Consider the following 18,753-nt stretch of genomic DNA (forward strand, 5'->3'; position numbering starts at 1 on the left):
CTACGGGCGGTCAGGGGTGGCTGTTCACTTCGTTGCTGGAACCATGCGTTGCGTTGAGGCAGTCTTTCCCCTCGTGGCGAGCGTTCCGTATCAGGGTGGTGGGGTCCAGGCGCCCATGGTGGTGTGCGGGGACGACGGGCTCGCGCACCGGCTGGCCGCCGAGTTGCGCACGGTCTACGGCGAACAGGTCACCCTCGTCGTACCACCCGACGTGCGCATCGCCCGGCCGCCGGTCGTCGGACGCGCCCGGGCCGCCTCAGCGGCGCTGTTCGACCGGGTGGTCAGCGCGACCGTGGGACGGACCGGCGGGAACGGCGGCGGTGGCAGTGGCGGTGGTGCCGCCGGCGGTGCCGGCTCGGTCTCCGGTGCGGGTGAGGGGCCGCGCGGGGAGCGGGTGCTGGAGGCCGCCGAGGCCGGTGAGGCGGTGCTCGCGGAGGCGGGGGTGGAACGGGCCGCCGCGCTCGCCCTCGTGTACGACGACGACGAGACCAACATCCGGGCCGCCCTCACCGCCCGCCGGCTGAATCCGCGGCTGCGGCTCGTCCTGCGGCTCTACAACCGGCGGTTGGGGCAGCACATCGAGGAACTCCTCGACCAGGCGGCCGCGCTGGCGGTCGGGGACCCGGACGGCACCGGCGGCACGGTGGGGGACGCCTCCACGATCGTGCTGTCCGACGCCGACACCGCCGCGCCCGCGCTCGCCGCCACCGCGCTCGCCGGGCGCGGCAAGGTCATCCACACGGACGGTCTGGTGCTGCGGGCGGTGGACCTGCCGCCGGGCGCGGGCGCGGGTCAGGACGCGGTCGAACAGGGGCTGTTCCCGCTGGCGCTGCTCTCCCCGAACGGCACCGGCCCCGAACCGGCCGAGGGCGGCCGGGAGCGGGGGCCGCGGCTGCTGCCGGACGACGCGCAGGTACGGGCCGCGGGCGAGCGCGGCGTGATGGTGCTGGAGCAGGTGTCGTCGTCGGCGGGCACGGTCGAGCCGGCCGGGCGCGGGGTCGGGGTGGTACCGCCGCTCGCCTCGCTGTTCTCGCGGCGGCTCAGGTGGTCGCTGTTCGGGATCGTGGGGTGCGTGGTCGCGCTCGCGGTCGCGTTGTCGGTGGTGACGCACATCCATCCGGTACGGGCCTTCTACTACACGCTCCTCGACCTGTTCGCCATCGACAATCCCGCGATCGGGGCACCGGTGGGCCGGCAGATCCTGCAACTCCTGTCGGGGCTGGTCGGGTTGCTGCTGCTGCCGGTGCTGCTGGCGGCGGTCCTGGAGGCGCTCGGGACCTTCCGCACCGCATCCGCGCTGCGCAAGCCGCCTCGGGGGCTGGGTGGTCATGTGGTGCTCCTCGGGCTGGGGAAGATCGGTACGCGCGTGCTGACGCGGCTGCGGGAGCTGCACGTGCCGGTGGTGTGCGTCGAGGCCGATCCCGAGGCGCGCGGGCTGGCGGTGGCGCGGCGGCTGCGGGTGCCGGTGGTGCTCGGGGACGTCACCCAGGAGGGGGTCCTGGAGGCAGCCAAGATCCATCGGGCGCAGGCGCTGCTCGCGGTGACCAGCGCGGACACCACGAATCTGGAGGCCGTGCTGTACGCGCGGTCCGTGCGGCCCGATCTGACGGCGGTGCTGCGGCTGTACGACGACGACTTCGCGACGGCCGTGTACCGGACGCTGCGGGCGGCGCATCCGCACGCGGTCACCCGGAGCCGGAGTGTGTCGTACCTGGCCGCGCCGTCCTTCGCGGGGGCGATGCTGGGACGGCAGATCCTCGGGGCGATCCCGGTGGAGCGGAAGGTGCTGCTGGTGGCGGCGGTGGGGGTCGGCGGGCATCCGCAGTTGGAGGGGCGGACGGTGGCGGGGGCGTTTCGGGCGGGGGCGTGGCGGGTGCTGGCGCTCGAGGGCCGGCAGGGGGTCGCGGACGGGGAGTACGTGTTGCGGGGCGGGGACCGGGTGGTGGTGGTCGCCACCCGCCGGGGTCTGGCGGAACTGTCCGGCCACCGTGCCTCGCCCACCCACCCACCCGACTCGCTCGGCTGAGGGGCGGGGGTGGGTGGGTTGCGGTGACGGGGGCACGCGCGGCCGCACGGGGGCTGAGCGCGCAGTTCCCCGCGCCCCTTTCGGGGCGCTCGAGTGCCGCGTTCTCGACAGGGCCCCGCGCCCTGACCGGGCCCACCGCGCCGCGGTCCGGTGCCGCACCGTCGTGGTTGCCCCCCGCGCAGTTCCCCGCGCCCCTGACGGGGCGCTTCAGTGCCGCCTGCTCGGCAGTGCCCCTTAGCGGGGGCGCGCGGGTGAGGGCCTCGCTTCTCGAGAATCCGAGTCGGGTGGGTGGGTGGGAAAGCGGGGTCAGTCCGTCGGCGCTGTCGCCGTAGGCGTGAGGTGGCGTTCGGCGAATTCCATTTCCAGGCGGAGTTGCTTGATGCGTTCGTCGACCACGAGGGAGCCGTGGCCGGCGTCGTAGCGGTAGACCTCGTGGGGGGCCGAGCGGGCGGCGAGGCGGTTGACGTAGTTGTCGATCTGGCGGATGGGGCAGCGGGGGTCGTTGAGGCCGGCCGAGATGTAGACGGGTGCCTTGACGTCGTCGACGTAGGTGAGCGGGGAGGAGGCGGCGAAGCGGTCGGGGACCTCTTCCGGCGTGCCGCCCAGCAGCGTGCGGTCCATCGCCTTCAGGGCCTCCATCTCGTCGTGGTACGCCGTGACGTAGTCGGCGACCGGGACGACCGCGATGCCCACCGCCCAGGACTCCGGCTGGGTGCCCAGGCCGAGGAGCGTGAGGTAGCCGCCCCAGGACCCGCCGGTCAGGACCAGCCGCTCGGGGTCGGCGAGGCCGGACTCGACCGCCCAGTCCCGCACCGCCGCCACGTCCTCCAGCTCGATCAGGCCCACCCGGTGCTTCAGCGCGTCCGTCCAGGCCCGTCCGTACCCCGTGGAGCCGCGGTAGTTGATGCGGACCACCGCGTACCCGTGGTCGACCCAGGCCGCCGGCCCCGCCGCGAAGCTGTCGCTGTCGTGCCAGGTCGGGCCGCCGTGCAGGTCGAAGACGGTGGGGAGGGGGCCGACGGCGCCGGCCGGCTTCTGGATCAGGGCGTGGATGACGCCGCCGGGGCCCTCCACCCACGCGTCCGAGACCGGGACGGAAGGGGGGCACTTCATGCCCGGAGGGTCCAGGACCACCTCGCCGGTCGTGGAGCGGACCACCGGCGGCTCGGCGGCCGACGACCAGAGGTACTCGACGGTGCCGTCGGGGCGGGCCGTGGCCCCGGAGACGCAGCCCGGCGGAGTCGGGATGCGGGTCAGCTCGCGCGTGGCCAGGTCGTAGCGGAACAGGTCGCTGCGTGCCTTGTGGCTGTGCGCGATGAGCAGCGCACTGCCGTCCGGGTACCACTCCGCGCTCACGTCGCCCGGCAGGTCGAGGGTCAGGTCCGTCTGCGTGCCGGAGACGACGTCCCAGACCAGGGGCTCCCAGCGGCCCCGCCGCTGGTGGCCGATGAGCAGCCGCGGGTCGCCGTCGACGGGGGCGAAGCCCAGCACCTCCAGGCCCAGTTCCTCGGTGCCGCCCCGGGTGTCGTCCAGCTCGGCGACCGTCGAACCGTCCGGGCGTACCACCCGCAGCGCCGAGTGCATGGCGTCGCCGTGCTCGGTGTGCTCGATCGCGATCAGCGAGCCGTCGTGGGAGAAGTCGCCGACGCCCGCGGACTCGGCGTGCCGGTAGATCTCCAGCGGCTCCTCACCCGTTCTGACCAGGTAGATCGTCGTGCCCTCGTCATCCGTGGAGCGGCCCACGACCGCCGTGCGGCCGTCCCGGCCCAGCGCCAGGCCCGAGGGGTACGAGGGCGCCAGGCCCGGCGTCGCCTCCTCGTCCGCGCCGCCGCCGAAGGGCTGGCGGCGCCAGACGCCGAACTCGTCGCCGTCCTTGTCGTCGAACCACCAGATCCACGCGCCGTCCGGGGAGAGCAGCCCGTCCGTCGTGCCGTTCGGCCGGTTCGTCGCCTGGCGCTGCTCTCCGCTCGCGCGGTCCCAGGCGTACAGCTCGTACGTCCCCGTCGCGTTCGACACGAACAGGGAACGGTCGGGGGCGTCCTCCGCCCAGTCCGGCAGGGAGACCCGAGGGGCGCGGAAGCGCTTCTCCCAGTCCGGCATGTCGCTCTCACTCATGGCCGCAGTCATGGCCCCATACTGCCCGTCCCCGCCCACATTGCGTCGCCGGGAGTCCACGGCCTGTGGATAACTTTGCGAACCTCCAGGTGGGCGTCGGGGCCCGCACACCCGACGGCACGCTCCCACCCCGCCCGTAAACCGTCATGAACCGCCCCGTACCGTGGACGGCGTGTACCGCTTTCTGCTGACACCCCGCTGGTGGGGCATCAACGTCTTCGTGCTGCTCGCCATCCCGTTCTGCATCTTCATGGGGTCGTGGCAGCTGAGCCGCTTCGAGGCGCGGGTCCAGGCGCATCGCAGCGCCGACGAGCAGGTCGAGACGGCGAAAACGGAGGCGGCCCGGCCCCTTGCCGACCTGCTGCCCGTCGACCAGTCGACCTCCGGCAAGCGGGCCACGGTCACCGGCCGGTACGACAAGCAGCTGCTGGTGCCCGACCGCCAGGTCGACGGCAAGAACGGCTTCTACGTCCTGACCCTGCTGCGCACCGGCTCCGGCAAGGCCCTGCCCGTCGTACGCGGCTGGCTGCCCGGCAAGGCGGACGCCGCCAAGGTGCCGGCCCCGCCCGCAGGCCAGGTCACCGTCACCGGCGCGCTGCAGGCGTCCGAGACGCCGGGGGACGACGGCGTCAGCAACCAGGGCGGGCTGCCGGCCGGGCAGACGGCGGCGATCAGCGCGGCCTCGCTGGTGAACCTGGTGCCGTACCCGGTGTACGACGCGTGGATCACCCTGGAGAAGGCCGACTCGGGGATGACGGCCGTACCGGCGACCGCGCCGGACAACTCGGGGCTCGACCTGAAGGCGTTCCAGAACCTCGGCTACACCGGTGAGTGGTTCGTGTTCGCGGGGTTCGTTGTGTTCATGTGGTTCCGGCTGCTGCGCCGCGAGGTGGAGTTCGCCCGGGACGCGGCGCTCGGCCTGGTCCCGGACCCGGAAGAGGAAGCCCAGCAGCCGACCGCCGTGTGACGGCGGCCGCCGCCGGTCCCGCCGGTCACTGGGCCGCCAGCACCCCGGTCCAGTAGACCGTTCCCGCGCAGGCGTTGGTCACCGTCGCCGAGCCGGTCGGGGACCCGGCCTGCGGGGTGTACGAGACCGCGACGCTCCCGTCGGCCGTGCCGCCGTCCTCGGTGAGCAGCTGGGTGGTGGTGCCGTCCGACCCGGAGGTGGTCGTACCCGCGCTGCTGCTGGCGCCTTCGGTGGGGCTCGGGGAGGCGGTGGAGCCGCCGGTGCCGCCGGTGTCGGTGGAGCCGCCGGTGCTGGAGCCGCTGGTCGGGCAGGTCTCCAAGGGGACGAAGCCGAACTTCTCCTCGTAGGCGGCGCCGGGCGCCAGGACCAGGCCGGTGAGCTCGCTGGTCGGGTCGGGCAGCCCCGCCGCCGCGTCGCCGGCGACGTGCCGGGCGGCGGAGATCTTGGTGGCGTCGGCCGCTCCCTGCGCGAGGACGCCCACGCTGCCGGGGCCGCCGACGGTACAGCTCGTCGTCGAGACGTTGACGACGCGGAAGGTGCCGTAGACGACGCCCGTCGAGTCCGGGGCGCCGACGGTGGAGGACGGGGTGCCGAGCTGGGCCGAGGTGCAGACGGGGGCGCTGCTGGCGGCGCCGGCGGTGGGGACGACCTTGGTGCCGGAGACGGCTCCGGTGCTCTCGCTCTTGCCGCCGTCCTTGGTGCCGCCGGGGCTCTGGCCGGTGGCCTGGCCGCCGGTGCCGCCCGAGGTACTGGCGCCGCCGTCGGGGTTCTTGCCGCCGGTGGCGCCGCCCTGTGCCTGGGAGGCCTGGCCGGCGATGGAGGTGTTGGGGTCGAGGGCGCCGGAGTTGGAGACGTGCACGAGGGCGGGGACCGCGGTGCCGATGAACAGGGCCGCGGCGGCCATGCCGACAGCGGCCTGCCGCTTGCGGGCCCGGCGGGCGGGCACCGCGCGGCGCAGATGGTCGAGGCTGCCGTCGCGCGGGGCGAGGTCGTCGACCGCGGAGTGCAGGAGCCGGCGCAGGGCCAGCTCGTCCGTGTCGAGCCCGTCCAGGGCTTCAGGGCCGTCGGCATCGGCCCCGAAGCCGGGGCCGAGCCCGCTCCGGAGCCCTTCGGGGCCCTGCTCCAGGCCCTCGGGGCCCTTGTCGTCGGGGCCGTCGTTCACAGTTCCGTTCCCAGCGTGCGATTGCGTGTGCTCTTGCTCGTGGTGCCGTTCCGGTGTCGGCTCGTGCCAGGCGTAGGGCTCGTGGCGATCATGCGAGTCGCCTCCCTGGGGGCTCTCCGTCATGCCGCCGACTCCATCGCCACCCGTAGCGCCGCGATGCCGCGCGAGCCGTACGCCTTCACCGAGCCCAGCGAGATGCCGAGCGTCTCGGCGACCTGGGCCTCGGTCATGTCGGCGAAGTAGCGCAGGACGAGGACCTCGCGCTGGCGGCGCTGCAGGCCCTTCATCGCCTTGATCAGGTCGCGCCGCTCCAGCTGGTCGTAGGCGCCCTCCTCGGCACTGGCCGCGTCCGGCATCGGCTTGGAGAGGAGCTTGAGGCCGAGGATGCGGCGGCGCAGCGCGGAGCGGGAGAGGTTGACGACCGTCTGGCGCAGGTAGGCCAGGGTCTTCTCCGGGTCGCGGACGCGTTTGCGGGCGGAGTGGACGCGGATGAACGCCTCCTGGACGACGTCCTCGCAGGAGGCGGTGTCGTCGAGGAGGAGCGCGGCGAGACCGAGGAGCGAACGGTAGTGCGCCCGGTAGGTCTCGGTGAGGTGGTCGACGGTGGTACCGGCCGCCGCCGTCGCCTCCTCGGCGCCGTCGCGCTGGCTGGGTATGCGGGTGGGCCGCGCTGCGGGCATGGGCGCGATCACCGGCATGCCGCCGGGCGCGCCGGGCGTGCGGGGGCGCAGACCGGCGCGGGGCGGCCGCAGGGCCGTCGCGCCGCGGGGCGCACTGAGTTCGAGTACCTCTGCCACGCAAGTTGGACACGGCTACCCCCGGCGGGGTTGTACGTGCCGGGCATCACTTTTGCGTCGGACGTTCCGGACGGGCGCATGCCGGGGCCGCCGGGTGGGCCGGCCGGCGCGTTCGGTACCGTCCCGCGCGCGTCCGGCAGCACACTCGACGGTGTATCAAATGCCGCCATGCGTCCCGCTCTTCCCTTGTGTCCCATGATGAACGGGCGTCCCCACGCCCCGATCACGGCGTCCCCACGCCAGGATCATGCGTCCCCGCGCCCCCAAGGCCCGGTTGCGTAAGCGCCCGGTAAGTGGGCGACCGCAAAGACGCTCCCCGCCGCCCGCATGGTTGCGGAGGACGGGGAGGAAAATCTTCGAACGCGGACGGGCCCCGGTTCAAGTGGTTTGGACCATGCTTCGTGACACATTTCTTACGCGGATCCTACCCATGGGCCCGCTCCCACCCAGGGCGCCTCCCAGGCCGTTTGCCGTGGTCAGCGGGTGTTTACGCGGAATCCGCCCCACCTGAACGGCCGGTCAGTTCCGCCGCCACCAGCTCGGCGATCTGCGCGGTGTTCAGCGCGGCCCCTTTGCGCAGGTTGTCCCCGCACACGAAGAGTTCCAGCGCGGTCGGGTCGTCGAGTGCCCGCCGCACCCGGCCGACCCAGGTCGGGTCGGTGCCCACCACGTCGGCGGGCGTCGGGAACTCCCCGGCGGCCGGGTTGTCGAAGAGGACGACGCCCGGGGCCGTGTCGAGGATCTCCCGGGCCTTGTCGACGGTGACCTCGCCCTGGAAGCGGGCGTGCACCGTCAGGGAGTGCGTGGTGACCACCGGCACCCGCACGCACGTCACCGCGACCGGCAGCTTCGGCAGCCCGAGGATCTTGCGGGACTCGTCCCGCACCTTCATCTCCTCCGACGACCAGCCGTCCTCCCGCAGCGACCCGGCCCACGGTACGACGTTGAGCGCGACCGGCTCCGGGAACGGCCCCGTCAGGTCCCCGACCGCGCGCCGTACGTCACCGGGCTTGGTGCCCAGCTCGGTACCGGCGACCATGGACAGCTGGGCCCGCAGCGTCTCCACACCGGCCCGCCCGGCCCCGCTCACCGCCTGGTACGACGACACCACCAGCTCGCGCAGCCCGAACTCGGCGTGCAGCGCGCCCAGGGCGACGATCATCGACAGGGTGGTGCAGTTGGGGTTGGCGATGATCCCGCGCGGCCGGTTGCGGGCGCAGTGCGGATTGACCTCGGGGACGACCAGCGGCACCTCCGGGTCCATCCGGAAGGCGCCGGAGTTGTCCACCACGACGACACCCTTGGCGGCGGCGACGGGCGCCCAGCGCGCGGACACCTCGTCGGGCACGTCGAACATCGCGACGTCGATCCCGTCGAAGGCCTCCTCCGAGAGCGCGACGACCTCGACCTCGACCCCGCGCACGGTCAGCTTGCGGCCGGCCGAGCGCGGGGTGGCGACCAGGCGGATCTCGCCCCAGACGTCGGCCCGCTGGGACAGGATCTGGAGCATCACCGTGCCGACGGCCCCGGTCGCACCCACGACCGCGAGCGCCGGCTTGCCGGTCATCGGCCGGTGCCTCCGTAGACCACGGCCTCGTCGGTGTCGGAGTCGAGACCGAAGGCGGTGTGCACGGCGCGCACGGCCTCCGGCACGTCGTCGGCCCGGGTGACGACCGAGATGCGGATCTCCGAGGTCGAGATCAGCTCGATGTTGACCCCGGCGTCGCTGAGCGCCTCGAAGAACGACGCGGTGACCCCCGGGTTGGTCTTCATACCCGCGCCGACCAGCGAGATCTTGCCGATCTGGTCGTCGTAGCGCAGCGAGTCGAAGCCGATGCCCGCCCGGTTGCGCTCCAGCGCGTCGATGGCCTTGCGGCCCTCGGTCTTGGGGAGCGTGAAGGAGATGTCCGTCAGGCCGGTGGCGGCGGCGGACACGTTCTGCACGACCATGTCGATGTTGATCTCGGCATCGGCGATGGTCCGGAAGATGGCGGCGGCCTCGCCCGGCTTGTCGGGCACCCCGACGACCGTGACCTTGGCCTCGGAGGTGTCGTGCGCGACACCGGAGATGATGGCCTGTTCCACCTTCTTGTCCCCAATCGGCTTGCTGCTGACCCACGTGCCCTGCAGTCCGCTGAAGCTGGACCGGACGTGGATCGGGATGTTGTAACGGCGCGCGTACTCCACACAGCGGTGGAGGAGCACCTTGGAACCGGAGGCGGCGAGCTCCAGCATGTCCTCGAAGGAGATCCAGTCGATCTTCCGCGCCTTCTTCACCACGCGCGGGTCGGCGGTGAACACACCGTCGACGTCGGTGTAGATCTCGCAGACCTCGGCGTCCAGCGCGGCGGCGAGGGCCACGGCGGTCGTGTCGGACCCGCCGCGCCCCAGCGTGGTGATGTCCTTCTTGTCCGCGCTGACGCCCTGGAACCCGGCCACGATCGCGATGTTGCCCTCGTCCAGCGCCGTCCTGATCCGCCCCGGCGTGACGTCGATGATCCGGGCTTTGTTGTGGACCGAGTCGGTGATGACGCCTGCCTGGCTGCCGGTGAACGACTGGGCCTCGTGACCCAGGTTTTTGATCGCCATGGCCAGCAGTGCCATGGAGATACGCTCTCCGGCGGTCAGCAGCATGTCGAACTCACGCCCGGCAGGCATCGGGGATACCTGCTCGGCGAGATCGATCAGCTCGTCCGTCGTGTCGCCCATCGCGGAAACGACGACAACCACCTGGTTGCCGTTCTTCTTCGCTTCCACGATTCGCTTGGCGACGCGCTTGATGCCCTCGGCATCGGCAACGGAGGAGCCTCCGTACTTCTGCACGACAAGGCCCACGTGCGCTCCTCGCTCGGTTTGTTGTGTCGGCTCAGTTTAACGAGCGTCCGAATTCCACCGGCCTGCTCCCGCATGGTGAGACCGCGGGACCTCGCCGCTCGCGACCGGAACCTGCCCAGCGGACAGCAGACCACGCGAAAAGTGCCCTGCCTCACATTGACCCTTCTTGTCCCTTCGAACGGGGTGCCAGGAGCCGGACCCGGGTCGTCCACGCGTTCCGGCACCGGGCGGGACGGCCGCCCGGACCGTTGGTGTAGGCAGGTGCACCATGACGGCTCTCATCCTGCTCTCCGGCACCGTGCTGCTGGGCGCGAGCGTGCAGTGGCTGACGGGCATGGGGTTCGCGCTGGTCGCCGTACCGGCCCTGATCCTCCTCCTCGGGCCCGCCGAGGGCGTCGCGCTCGCCAACTGCGCGGCCGGCGCGATCAGTGTGGTGGGCCTGGCGGGCGGCTGGCGCCGGGTCCGCCCGGCCGCGATGGTGCCGCTGTGCGCGGCGGCCGCCTGCACGGTCCCGGCGGGCACCTGGCTGACCCGCCAACTCCCCCCGCCGGCCCTCCTCCTGGCCATGGGCGCCCTGGTCACCGCGGCCGTGCTCCTGGTGATGCGCGGCGCCCGCCTCCCCGCCCTCGGCGGCCGGGGCGGCGCGCTGACGGCCGGCGCGGTGGGCGGCTTCATGAACTCGGCGGCGGGCGTCGGCGGCCCGCCGGTCTCCCTCTACGCCCTCAACGCGGGCTGGACGGTACGGGAGTTCGTCCCGAACGCCCAGTTCTACGGCGTGGTCGTCAACGCCTTCTCGGTGACGGCGAACGGGGTGCCGGGGCTGAGCGGCGCGCAGTGGGCCGCGGTGGCCGCGGCGATGGCGGCCGGCGGGGCCCTGGGCACGGCGGTGGCCGGCCGCATGCCGGAGCACCACGCCCGCCGCCTGGTCCTCGCCCTGGCCCTGACGGGCGGGGTGACGGCAGTCGTGAAGGGGGTGTGGACGCTGTCCTGACGGCGGCGCTGCCCGGCCCCGGGGACCTAGGCGGAGGAGGACCGCGCGCCCAGCGGGCCGCCGATCTCCTGCTGCATGACCTGGCCCGCCTCGAACTCCAGGGTCTCGTCGCCCATGGTGGCCTGGTCGGTGTCGAGGCCGTCCAGTTCCTCCAGGGGCTGGTTGAGGCGGACGTGGATCAGGACGGACTGCAGCGCGCGCAGGACGGCGGAGGCGGTGGGGCCCCAGTTGGAGAAGTAGGAGAACTGCCACCACCACAGGGCCTCCGTGGTGCGGCCCGCGCGGTAGTGGGCCATGCCGTGGCGGAGGTCGGTGATGATGTCGGCCAGGTCGTCCGAGATCCGGGCCGGGACGGGCGCCTTGCGGGGCTCGTACGGGTCGAAGACCTCGGAGTAGACGTCCACGGGGTCGAGGAGGCGTCCGAAGTTCTCGCGGAGCAGGTCGACGTCCGGCTCCGGGCCCAGGTCCGGCTCGTAGCGCTCGTCGGGAACGATGTCCTCGTGCGCGCCGAGACGGCCGCCGGCCAGCAGCAGCTGGGAGACCTCCAGGAGGAGGAAGGGCACCGTCGAGCCAGGCTCGTCGCCCTTGGACACCTCCGTCACGGCCACCAGGAAGCTCTCCACCTGGTCGGCGATCTGGACCGCGAAGTCGTCGGGGTTCTGCGCGGTCGCGTGCAGCGTGGCGTCAGACATCTAGGAGTCGTCTCCCCTCGAAGGCGCGGCCGAGCGTGACCTCGTCCGCGTATTCCAGGTCGCCGCCCACCGGGAGGCCGCTGGCCAGGCGGGTGACCTTCAGGCCCATGGGTTTGATCATGCGGGCGAGGTAGGTGGCGGTCGCCTCGCCCTCCAGGTTCGGGTCCGTGGCGAGGATCAGCTCGGTCACCGTGCCGTCGGCCAGGCGGGCCAGCAGCTCCCTTATCCGCAGGTCGTCGGGGCCGACGCCCTCGATCGGGCTGATCGCGCCGCCGAGCACGTGGTACCGGCCGCGGAACTCACGCGTGCGCTCGATCGCGACGACGTCCTTCGGCTCCTCCACCACACAGATCACCGTCGGGTCGCGGCGGGTGTCGCGGCAGATGTTGCACAGTTCCTCCTGTGCCACGTTGCCGCAGGTCGCGCAGAAGCGGACCTTCGCCTTCACCTCCAGGAGAGCCTGCGCGAGACGCCGTACGTCCGTCGGCTCCGCCTGCAGGATGTGGAAGGCGATCCGCTGCGCGCTCTTCGGACCGACGCCGGGCAACCGCCCCAGCTCGTCGATGAGGTCCTGGACCACGCCTTCGTACAACGGACTGCCCTTCCTGGAGTCTTTCGGTACGTACGGTAGTTGGCTGCCGCCTGTCCTAGGAAGGCGGTACGGGTGACGCGCGGGCGACGAACATCAGAACGGCAGGCCGGGGATGCCGCTGCCGCCGCCCAGGCCCTGCGCCAGCGGGCCGAGCTTCTGCTGCTGGAGCGTCTGGGCGTTCTCGTTGGCCGCCTGGACGGCCGCGACGATCAGGTCGGCGAGGGTGTCGGTGTCCTCCGGGTCCACCGCCTTCGGGTCGATCTTCAGCGCGCGCAGCTCGCCGGAACCGGTCACGGTGGCCCGTACCAGGCCGCCGCCGGCCTGTCCTTCGACCTCCGTGCCCGCCAGCTCCTCCTGGGCCCGTGCCAGGTCCTGCTGCATCTTCTGGGCCTGCTGGAGCAACTGCTGCATGTTGGGCTGGCCACCACCGGGGATCACGATCAGCTCCTGGGTCGGGTCCGGATTTTTCTCTGTTGTGCATGAGCCTACGTGGTTGACGCAGCCATCGCCCCGCCACTCTTTCGAGTGAGATTCCTGGCGGCCCTATACCTGATCAAGGCCCACTTCCGGGCGGAAAAGAGGCGAAAGACAGCCTTCGCCACCCATTGGGCGGTAGGAAGGGTTCCCGTCGTCAGCATCCATTGTCAGGTCCAGCGCCAGGTCGAATGTGGGGACCGGTGGCAGTTCTGGTGTCACGGAACGTGACCGGTCGGGATCGGTTCGGGATCAGTTAGGGAGTGCCGGGTGGGTCAGCCGGAGATGCAGCCCGAGGGACTGCCTCAGGACGGGCGGGGCGGCGAGGGTGCGGCCGGACTGCGGCCGGGCGATCTGGCCGGGCGGGCGTTGCCGCTCGGGGACTGGGGCGAGCCGGCCGAGCGGCTGGACGAGCTGTACCGGTGGGTGGAGCGCGGGGCGCTGGAGACGTCCCGCTGGTATCTGGCGGACCGGATCTGGAAGCGGCGCGGGGCACGGGCATTGCGGTGCGGGGCGGCGGTGGGGGCGACGCTCGGGGCGGCGCTGCCGCTCCTCGACCTCACCGGGGTGGTGGGCGGCGTCGCGCCGTGGGGGTATCTCGCGCTGCTGCTGGCGGTGTCCTGCGTCGGCATCGACCGGTTCTTCGGGGTGACGTCCGGGTGGATAAGGGACATGGCGACCGCGCAGGCCGTGCAGCGTCGGCTGCAGGTGCTGCAGTTCGACTGGGCGTCGGAGAGCGTGCGGGAGGTGCTGGGGCCGGCGGAGGGTACGGCGAGCGAGGCGGCCGAGCGGTGCCTGGCGGTGCTGCGGAGGTTCTCGGAGGACGTGACCGAGCTGGTCCGTACGGAGACGGCCGACTGGATGGTGGAGTTCCGGACAGGGCCGGCGCCGCTGGGCATGCAGGCGACGGTGGCGGCGGGGCCGCGGGCGGACGCCGGTCACCTGAACGGCCGCTTTCCGCTGCCGGGCCCTAACGGGGCACGACCGAACATGCCTCGGCAGCGGCCACCGGAGCCGCGGTGAGCTGGTGCGCGCGGCCGTTCCGGTGCGGCGGCGCGGGGGTGTTCGCGCAGTTCCCCGCGCCCCTGGGCGGGTGGGGGCTTCGCGCCGTGGTTCAGCGCCGCACCGTCTTGGTTGCTCGCGCAGTTCCCCGCGCCCCTGGGCGGGTGGGGGCTCAGCGCCGTGGTTCAGTGTCGGACCGTCGTGGTTGCTCGCGCAGTTCCTCGCGCCCCTAGGGGGGTGGGGGCTTCGCGCCACGGTTCAGTGTCGGACCGTCGTGGTTTCCCGCGCAGTTCCCCGCGCCCCTAGGGGGGTGGGGGGTTCGCGCCGTGGTTCAGTGTCGGACCGTCGTGGTTGCTCGCGTAGTTCCTCGCGCCCCTGGGGGTGGGCCTGTGGCGCCCCGTCAGGGGCGCGGGGAACTGCGCGACAAGCCACGGCGGCGGTGCACCCTGGATTGTCCGGACGCCCGAATGTCTTGACATCTCTGGAAGCGGCGCCGCATCGTGAGCACGCAGGCTATGGACGGTCCAAGGAGGGGCAGCCCCATGGTGCGTACGCTCGGCGTCGCCGTCGTCGGATTCGGCTGGATGGGGCGGGTGCACTCGCAGGCCTATCAGCGGGTGGGACACCACTTCCCGCAGCTGGGCGTGCGGCCCGAGCTGGTGGTCGTGGCCGAGGAGGTGCCGGGGCGGGCCGAGGAGGCCGCGGCGCAGTTCGGGTTCGCGTCGACGACCCGTGACTGGCGCGAGGTCGCCGCCGACCCCCGGGTGGCGGCCGTGAGCATCACCGCGCCGAACTTCCTGCACCGTGAGATCGGCGTCGCCATGGCGGAGGCCGGCAAGCACATATGGATCGAGAAGCCGGTCGGACTGACCGCCGAGGACGCCCGCGCGGTGGCGGAGGCGGTGGCGAAGACCGGCGTGCGGGGAACGGTCGGCTTCAACTACCGCAACGCCCCCGCCGTCGCGTACGCCCGCGAGCTGATCGCCTCCGGTGAGCTGGGGACCGTCACGCACGCCCGGGTGCGGCTGTTCAGCGACTACGCCGCGCACCCCGATGGCGCCCTGACCTGGCGGTACGAGCGGGCGCGCGGCGGCGGGGGCGTCCTCGGCGACCTCGCATCGCACGGCGTCGACCTGGCCCGCTTCCTGCTCGGCGACATCGAGTCGCTGGCCGCCGACACCGCCGTGTTCATCCCGGAGCGCGCCCGTCCCACCGGCGCCACCGCCGGCCACACCCTCGCCACCGGCGGCGAGCTGGGCCCCGTCGAGAACGAGGACTACGTCAACTGCCTGCTCCGCTTCGCCTCGGGCGCCCGCGGTGTCCTGGAGGCCAGCCGGGTCTCGGTCGGCGAGCAGAACAACTACGGCTTCGAGGTGCACGGCACCAAGGGCGCCGTCTTCTGGGACTACCGGCGGATGGGCGAGCTGGGCGTCGGCCACGGCACCTCCTACCAGGACCAGCCCGTCTCCAGGGTCTTCGTCGGCCCCGGCCACGGCGAGTACGGCGCCTTCCAGCCCGGCGCCGCCAACGCCATGGGCTACGACGACCTCAAGGTGATCGAGGCCCGCAACTTCCTGCGGTCCGTCACCGAGGGCACCTCCTACGGCCCGACCCTGGAGGACGCCGTGCACAGCGCCACCGCCCTCGACGCGATGAGCCGCTCGGCCGCGCAGCGGACGTGGGTGAGCCTCGGCTGACCGGCGAAGTGCGGGCGGCGGTTCACTCCTTGCTGTAGGTCAGGCTCTCGTCACCGTTCTTCGTCTCGCGCTTCAGCTTGCCGCCCGGCAGCAGGGTCACCTCGGTGGCCTGTCCGGCGGTGCACGACGACCGGGGCTTGCCCGCCGTGACCGTGGAGGGGCCGATCTCCAGCGGGCCGTCCGAGCCCGGCTTCCCCGCGAGCTTCGCCGCGAACTCACAGTGGTAGCCGGGGCCGTCCGCGACCAGGGTGAGGACCGTGTCGCCCACGGCACCCTGGCGGATGGACAGTTCGCGGGTGTTGTGGCCGGTGTCGTTGTCTATCGAGGTGGCCCAGGAACCGAGGAAGCCGCTCGGGACCGTGCCCTCGGGGGCGGCCGAGGAGGAGGGCGACTCGCTGGGCGTCGGCTCCGCGGCGGTGGTCGGGGCTGTGGCCGCGGGGGCGGAGGTGGTCCCGCCGCCCGCCTTGGCGTCCGTGCCGTCGTCGCCGCCGCTGTTCATGAGCGCATAGACGGAGCCGCCCGCGGCCAGCAGCACGATCAGGGCGACGGTGACGAGGAGCGCGGTGGAGCGGGTGGTGCGGCGGGGCTCGTCGGCGGGGAGGGGGTCGTACAGCGGGGGCGGGGGGACGGGCGGATAGATCTGGGTGGAGTCGGGGGCGGGTTCGGGGGCGGCCTCGCTGTAGGGGTTGTACGGGTTGTACGGCACCGACTGGGGGTGCTGGTGGGGTTGGTTCGGGTAGCCGTAGGCCGGGTGGGCGGGGGCGTGTTCCGGGGACGGCGGGTCGAGCGTCGGCCGCGGGTGGTTCGTGGCCGGTCGCGCAGTTCCCCGCGCCCCCGGGTCTGCCGGCCCTTGCGTCCCGTGACGTGTCACCCCGTGCAGCGCCCCGTGGACCGTCGGGTCCTCCACCTCCAGCAACTCGACGGCGTGGCGGCCGAGTTGGGCCACCAGGGCGCCCGGCAGCCAGGGGTCCCTCGAGCGGCCCTCCCAGACGGTGTCGCCCGCTCCCGTCCGGGCCAGGATCGCGTCGAGGGACGGACGGGCCGCCGGGTCCTTGCGCAGGCAGTCGCGGACCACGTCGGCGATGTCCTCGGGGAGGCCGGAGAGGTCGGGGTCCTCCTGGGCGATCCGGAACATCAGGGCGTGCGCGCCGCCCTCCGTGGCCCCGAAGGGAAGCCGGCCGGTGGCCGCGTAGGCGAGCACCGAGCCGAGGCAGAAGATGTCGCAGGCCGGGGTGATCCGGTCGCCGCGCACCTGCTCGGGGGCCATGAATCCGGGCGAGCCGAGGAGCGAGCCGGTCTGGGTGAGCCGCTCGCCGGGCAGCGTCTCCAGCGCCCGCGCGATGCCGAAGTCGATGACCCGCGGTCCCTCTATCGTGAGCATCACGTTGGACGGCTTGAGGTCCCGGTGCACGATCCCGGCCGCGTGGATGTTGCCCAGCGCGTGCGCGAGCCCGGCGGCGAGGATGCGCACCGACCGCTCGGGCAGCGGCCCGTGGTCGTGCTCGACGACCCGCTGCAGGCTCGGCCCGGCGACATAGCCGGTGGCCACCCAGGGCACGGCGGCCTCGGTGTCGGCGTCGAGTACCGGCGCGGTCCAGAACCCGCCGACCCGCTGCGCGTTGCGGACCTCCTGCCGGAAGCGCGCCCGGAACTCCTCGTGCTCGGCGAGTTCGGACCGCACCAGCTTCACGGCGACGGTACGGCCGCGCTCCGACCGGGCGAGGTACACGTGCCCCATCCCGCCCGCGCCCAGCCGGGCCAGCAGCCGGTAGCTCCCGATGTGCTGCGGATCCCCCGGCCCCAGCTTCTCCATGGCAGATCCGCCCCTCGCTCACACTTGTGATCGAGCCGAGAATAATGCGGCCCTTCCGGGGATCGCGCGACGCCATGTCTACGGTTACGTAACAGGGACCGGCCGCAGGACATGTCCCCAGGCTGTGGACAGTCTGTCGCGGAATCCCCCTGACCACGGAACAGGTCGCCGATACCGCTCCCGTACCGGCCGCTCCTACGCTCCCCCGCATGACCCCTCAGCCCAATCCCCAGGCCGGCGCCGCCGTGAAGGCGGCCGATCGTGCGCATGTCTTCCACTCCTGGTCCGCGCAGGACCTCATCGACCCGCTTGCCGTGGCCGGCGCCGAGGGGTCGTACTTCTGGGACTACGACGGCCGGCGCTACCTGGACTTCACCAGCGGGCTCGTCTTCACCAACGTCGGGTACCAGCACCCGAAGATCGTCGCGGCCATCCAGGAGCAGGCCGCGAAGATGACGACCTTCGCGCCCGCCTTCGCCGTCGAGGCGCGGTCGGAGGCGGCCCGGCTGATCGCCGAGCACACGCCGGGCGATCTCGACAAGATCTTCTTCACCAACGGCGGCGCGGACGCCGTCGAGCACGCGGTGCGCATGGCCCGGCTGCACACGGGCCGTCCGAAGGTGCTGTCCGCCTACCGCTCGTACCACGGCGGCACCCAGCAGGCGATCAACCTCACCGGCGACCCGCGCCGCTGGGCCTCCGACGGTGCCGCCGCCGGGGTCGTGCACTTCTGGGCGCCCTTCCTCTACCGCTCCCGCTTCTACGCGCAGACCGAGGAGCAGGAGACCGCGCGGGCCCTTGAGCACCTGGAGACGACCATCGCCTTCGAGGGGCCGGCGACCGTCGCGGCCATCGTGCTGGAGACCATCCCCGGGACCGCCGGGATCATGGTGCCGCCGGCCGGGTACCTCGCCGGTGTCCGGGAGATCTGCGACAAGTACGGGATCGTCTTCGTCCTGGACGAGGTGATGGCCGGGTTCGGGCGGACCGGCGAGTGGTTCGCCGCCGACCTGTTCGGCGTCGTCCCCGACCTGATGACCTTCGCCAAGGGCGTGAACAGCGGATACGTGCCGCTCGGCGGGGTGGCCATCGGCCAGAAGATCGCCGAGACCTTCGGCAAGCGGCCCTACCCGGGCGGGCTGACCTACTCCGGGCATCCGCTGGCCTGCGCCGCCGCCGTCGCCACCCTCACCGTGATGGCGGAGGAAGGGGTCGTCGAGAACGCGAAGCGGCTGGGGGCCGAGGTCGTCGGACCCGCGCTGGCCGCGCTCGCCGAGCGGCACCCGAGCGTCGGCGAGGTCCGCGGGGTCGGCATGTTCTGGGCGCTCGACCTGGTGCGGAACCGGGAGACCCGGGAGCCGCTGGTGCCGTACAACGCGGCCGGGGAGGCGAACGCGGCGATGGCCGCGTTCGGGGCGGCGGCGAAGGAGCACGGGCTGTGGCCGTTCGTGAACATGAACCGGACGCATGTCGTGCCGCCGTGCAATGTGAGTGAGGCGGAGCTGAAGGAAGGGTTCGCCGCGCTGGACGCTGCGCTGAGCGTGGCCGACGAGTTCACGGTGGCGTGAGGCCGGGTCTCGGGTGCGGGTG

Annotated in this window: 15 protein-coding genes; 6 read left to right on the forward strand and 9 right to left on the reverse strand. The window is 72.7% G+C overall.

Going from position 1 to position 18,753, the window contains the following annotated elements; all coding sequences use genetic code 11:
- The first annotated feature begins 115 nt into the window (after nucleotides 1–115).
- Nucleotides 116–2,026 carry an NAD-binding protein gene (locus ACZ63F_RS26065; protein ID WP_469714549.1) on the forward strand — a complete coding sequence of 637 codons (1,911 nt, stop codon included), beginning with the start codon at nucleotides 116–118 and terminating at the stop codon, nucleotides 2,024–2,026.
- 306 nt (nucleotides 2,027–2,332) lie between these two features.
- Here ACZ63F_RS26065 and ACZ63F_RS26070 read toward each other — a convergent pair whose 3' ends face one another.
- The gene (locus ACZ63F_RS26070) at nucleotides 2,333–4,141 is read right to left on the reverse strand and encodes a S9 family peptidase (RefSeq protein WP_469714091.1); all 1,809 of its coding nucleotides are present in this window, start codon (nucleotides 4,139–4,141) and stop codon (nucleotides 2,333–2,335) included.
- 172 nt (nucleotides 4,142–4,313) lie between these two features.
- Between ACZ63F_RS26070 and ACZ63F_RS26075 the strand changes: the two genes are divergently transcribed.
- A complete protein-coding gene (locus ACZ63F_RS26075; protein WP_469714093.1) occupies nucleotides 4,314–5,108 on the forward strand; it encodes an SURF1 family protein in 795 nt (264 codons plus the stop codon).
- 25 nt (nucleotides 5,109–5,133) lie between these two features.
- Here the strand turns inward: ACZ63F_RS26075 and ACZ63F_RS26080 are convergent, their stop codons facing one another.
- The 4 genes from ACZ63F_RS26080 to ACZ63F_RS26095 form a co-directional block, all read right to left on the reverse strand.
- Nucleotides 5,134–6,270, reverse strand: a complete 1,137-nt coding sequence (locus tag ACZ63F_RS26080; RefSeq protein ID WP_469714095.1) for a hypothetical protein — start codon at nucleotides 6,268–6,270, stop codon at nucleotides 5,134–5,136.
- Nucleotides 6,271–6,389: 119 nt separating this feature from the next.
- Nucleotides 6,390–7,067 (reverse strand): SigE family RNA polymerase sigma factor, encoded by a 678-nt coding sequence (locus tag ACZ63F_RS26085; protein ID WP_469714097.1) that lies wholly within the window; start codon nucleotides 7,065–7,067, stop codon nucleotides 6,390–6,392.
- 487 nt (nucleotides 7,068–7,554) lie between these two features.
- Nucleotides 7,555–8,634, reverse strand: a complete 1,080-nt coding sequence (locus ACZ63F_RS26090) for an aspartate-semialdehyde dehydrogenase (protein ID WP_469714099.1) — start codon at nucleotides 8,632–8,634, stop codon at nucleotides 7,555–7,557.
- On the reverse strand, nucleotides 8,631–9,902 hold the full coding sequence (locus tag ACZ63F_RS26095; protein ID WP_352361221.1) for an aspartate kinase: 1,272 nt from the start codon (nucleotides 9,900–9,902) through the stop codon (nucleotides 8,631–8,633). Before ACZ63F_RS26095 ends, ACZ63F_RS26090 begins: the two co-directional genes overlap by 4 nt.
- Before the next feature lie 268 nt (nucleotides 9,903–10,170).
- Between ACZ63F_RS26095 and ACZ63F_RS26100 the strand changes: the two genes are divergently transcribed.
- Entirely contained in the window at nucleotides 10,171–10,893 is a 723-nt protein-coding gene (locus ACZ63F_RS26100; protein ID WP_469714101.1) for a TSUP family transporter, read from the forward strand.
- A 26-nt stretch (nucleotides 10,894–10,919) separates the two neighbouring features.
- Here ACZ63F_RS26100 and ACZ63F_RS26105 read toward each other — a convergent pair whose 3' ends face one another.
- The 3 genes from ACZ63F_RS26105 to ACZ63F_RS26115 all read right to left on the reverse strand — a co-directional run bounded on the left by ACZ63F_RS26105 (nucleotide 10,920) and on the right by ACZ63F_RS26115 (nucleotide 12,615).
- Nucleotides 10,920–11,585: a DUF5063 domain-containing protein gene (locus tag ACZ63F_RS26105; protein WP_469714103.1), complete on the reverse strand. Its 666-nt coding sequence runs from the start codon at nucleotides 11,583–11,585 to the stop codon at nucleotides 10,920–10,922.
- Nucleotides 11,578–12,177 carry a recombination mediator RecR gene (recR, locus tag ACZ63F_RS26110; RefSeq protein ID WP_093500254.1) on the reverse strand — a complete coding sequence of 200 codons (600 nt, stop codon included), beginning with the start codon at nucleotides 12,175–12,177 and terminating at the stop codon, nucleotides 11,578–11,580. Before recR ends, ACZ63F_RS26105 begins: the two co-directional genes overlap by 8 nt.
- A 93-nt stretch (nucleotides 12,178–12,270) precedes the next feature.
- Nucleotides 12,271–12,615: a YbaB/EbfC family nucleoid-associated protein gene (locus ACZ63F_RS26115; protein ID WP_352361332.1), complete on the reverse strand. Its 345-nt coding sequence runs from the start codon at nucleotides 12,613–12,615 to the stop codon at nucleotides 12,271–12,273.
- Between the two features lie 306 nt (nucleotides 12,616–12,921).
- Here ACZ63F_RS26115 and ACZ63F_RS26120 point away from each other — a divergent pair, with 306 nt between their 5' ends.
- Both ACZ63F_RS26120 and ACZ63F_RS26125 read left to right on the forward strand, forming a co-directional pair.
- Nucleotides 12,922–13,674: an SLATT domain-containing protein gene (locus ACZ63F_RS26120; RefSeq protein ID WP_469714107.1), complete on the forward strand. Its 753-nt coding sequence runs from the start codon at nucleotides 12,922–12,924 to the stop codon at nucleotides 13,672–13,674.
- A 521-nt stretch (nucleotides 13,675–14,195) separates the two neighbouring features.
- On the forward strand, nucleotides 14,196–15,350 hold the full coding sequence (locus tag ACZ63F_RS26125) for a Gfo/Idh/MocA family protein (protein WP_469714110.1): 1,155 nt from the start codon (nucleotides 14,196–14,198) through the stop codon (nucleotides 15,348–15,350).
- A 22-nt stretch (nucleotides 15,351–15,372) separates the two neighbouring features.
- Here the strand turns inward: ACZ63F_RS26125 and ACZ63F_RS26130 are convergent, their stop codons facing one another.
- Nucleotides 15,373–17,163 (reverse strand): serine/threonine-protein kinase, encoded by a 1,791-nt coding sequence (locus ACZ63F_RS26130; RefSeq protein ID WP_469714112.1) that lies wholly within the window; start codon nucleotides 17,161–17,163, stop codon nucleotides 15,373–15,375.
- A 209-nt stretch (nucleotides 17,164–17,372) separates the two neighbouring features.
- Here ACZ63F_RS26130 and ACZ63F_RS26135 point away from each other — a divergent pair, with 209 nt between their 5' ends.
- A complete protein-coding gene (locus ACZ63F_RS26135; RefSeq protein WP_469714114.1) occupies nucleotides 17,373–18,731 on the forward strand; it encodes an aminotransferase class III-fold pyridoxal phosphate-dependent enzyme in 1,359 nt (452 codons plus the stop codon).
- Nucleotides 18,732–18,753 lie beyond the last annotated feature (22 nt).

Source organism: Streptomyces sp. NPDC104761 (genome assembly GCF_055583445.1).

Excerpts from the sequence above, each read along its gene's own strand:
- ACZ63F_RS26135 (WP_469714114.1), top strand. The coding sequence starts at position 17,373 with ATGACCCCTCAGCCCAATCCCCAGGCCGGCGCCGCCGTGAAGGCGGCC.
- ACZ63F_RS26090 (WP_469714099.1), bottom strand. The coding sequence starts at position 8,634 with ATGACCGGCAAGCCGGCGCTCGCGGTCGTGGGTGCGACCGGGGCCGTC.
- ACZ63F_RS26125 (WP_469714110.1), top strand. The coding sequence starts at position 14,196 with ATGGTGCGTACGCTCGGCGTCGCCGTCGTCGGATTCGGCTGGATGGGG.
- ACZ63F_RS26100 (WP_469714101.1), top strand. The coding sequence starts at position 10,171 with ATGACGGCTCTCATCCTGCTCTCCGGCACCGTGCTGCTGGGCGCGAGC.
- ACZ63F_RS26105 (WP_469714103.1), bottom strand. The coding sequence starts at position 11,585 with ATGTCTGACGCCACGCTGCACGCGACCGCGCAGAACCCCGACGACTTC.
- ACZ63F_RS26130 (WP_469714112.1), bottom strand. The coding sequence starts at position 17,163 with ATGGAGAAGCTGGGGCCGGGGGATCCGCAGCACATCGGGAGCTACCGG.
- ACZ63F_RS26070 (WP_469714091.1), bottom strand. The coding sequence starts at position 4,141 with ATGAGTGAGAGCGACATGCCGGACTGGGAGAAGCGCTTCCGCGCCCCT.
- ACZ63F_RS26065 (WP_469714549.1), top strand. The coding sequence starts at position 116 with ATGGTGGTGTGCGGGGACGACGGGCTCGCGCACCGGCTGGCCGCCGAG.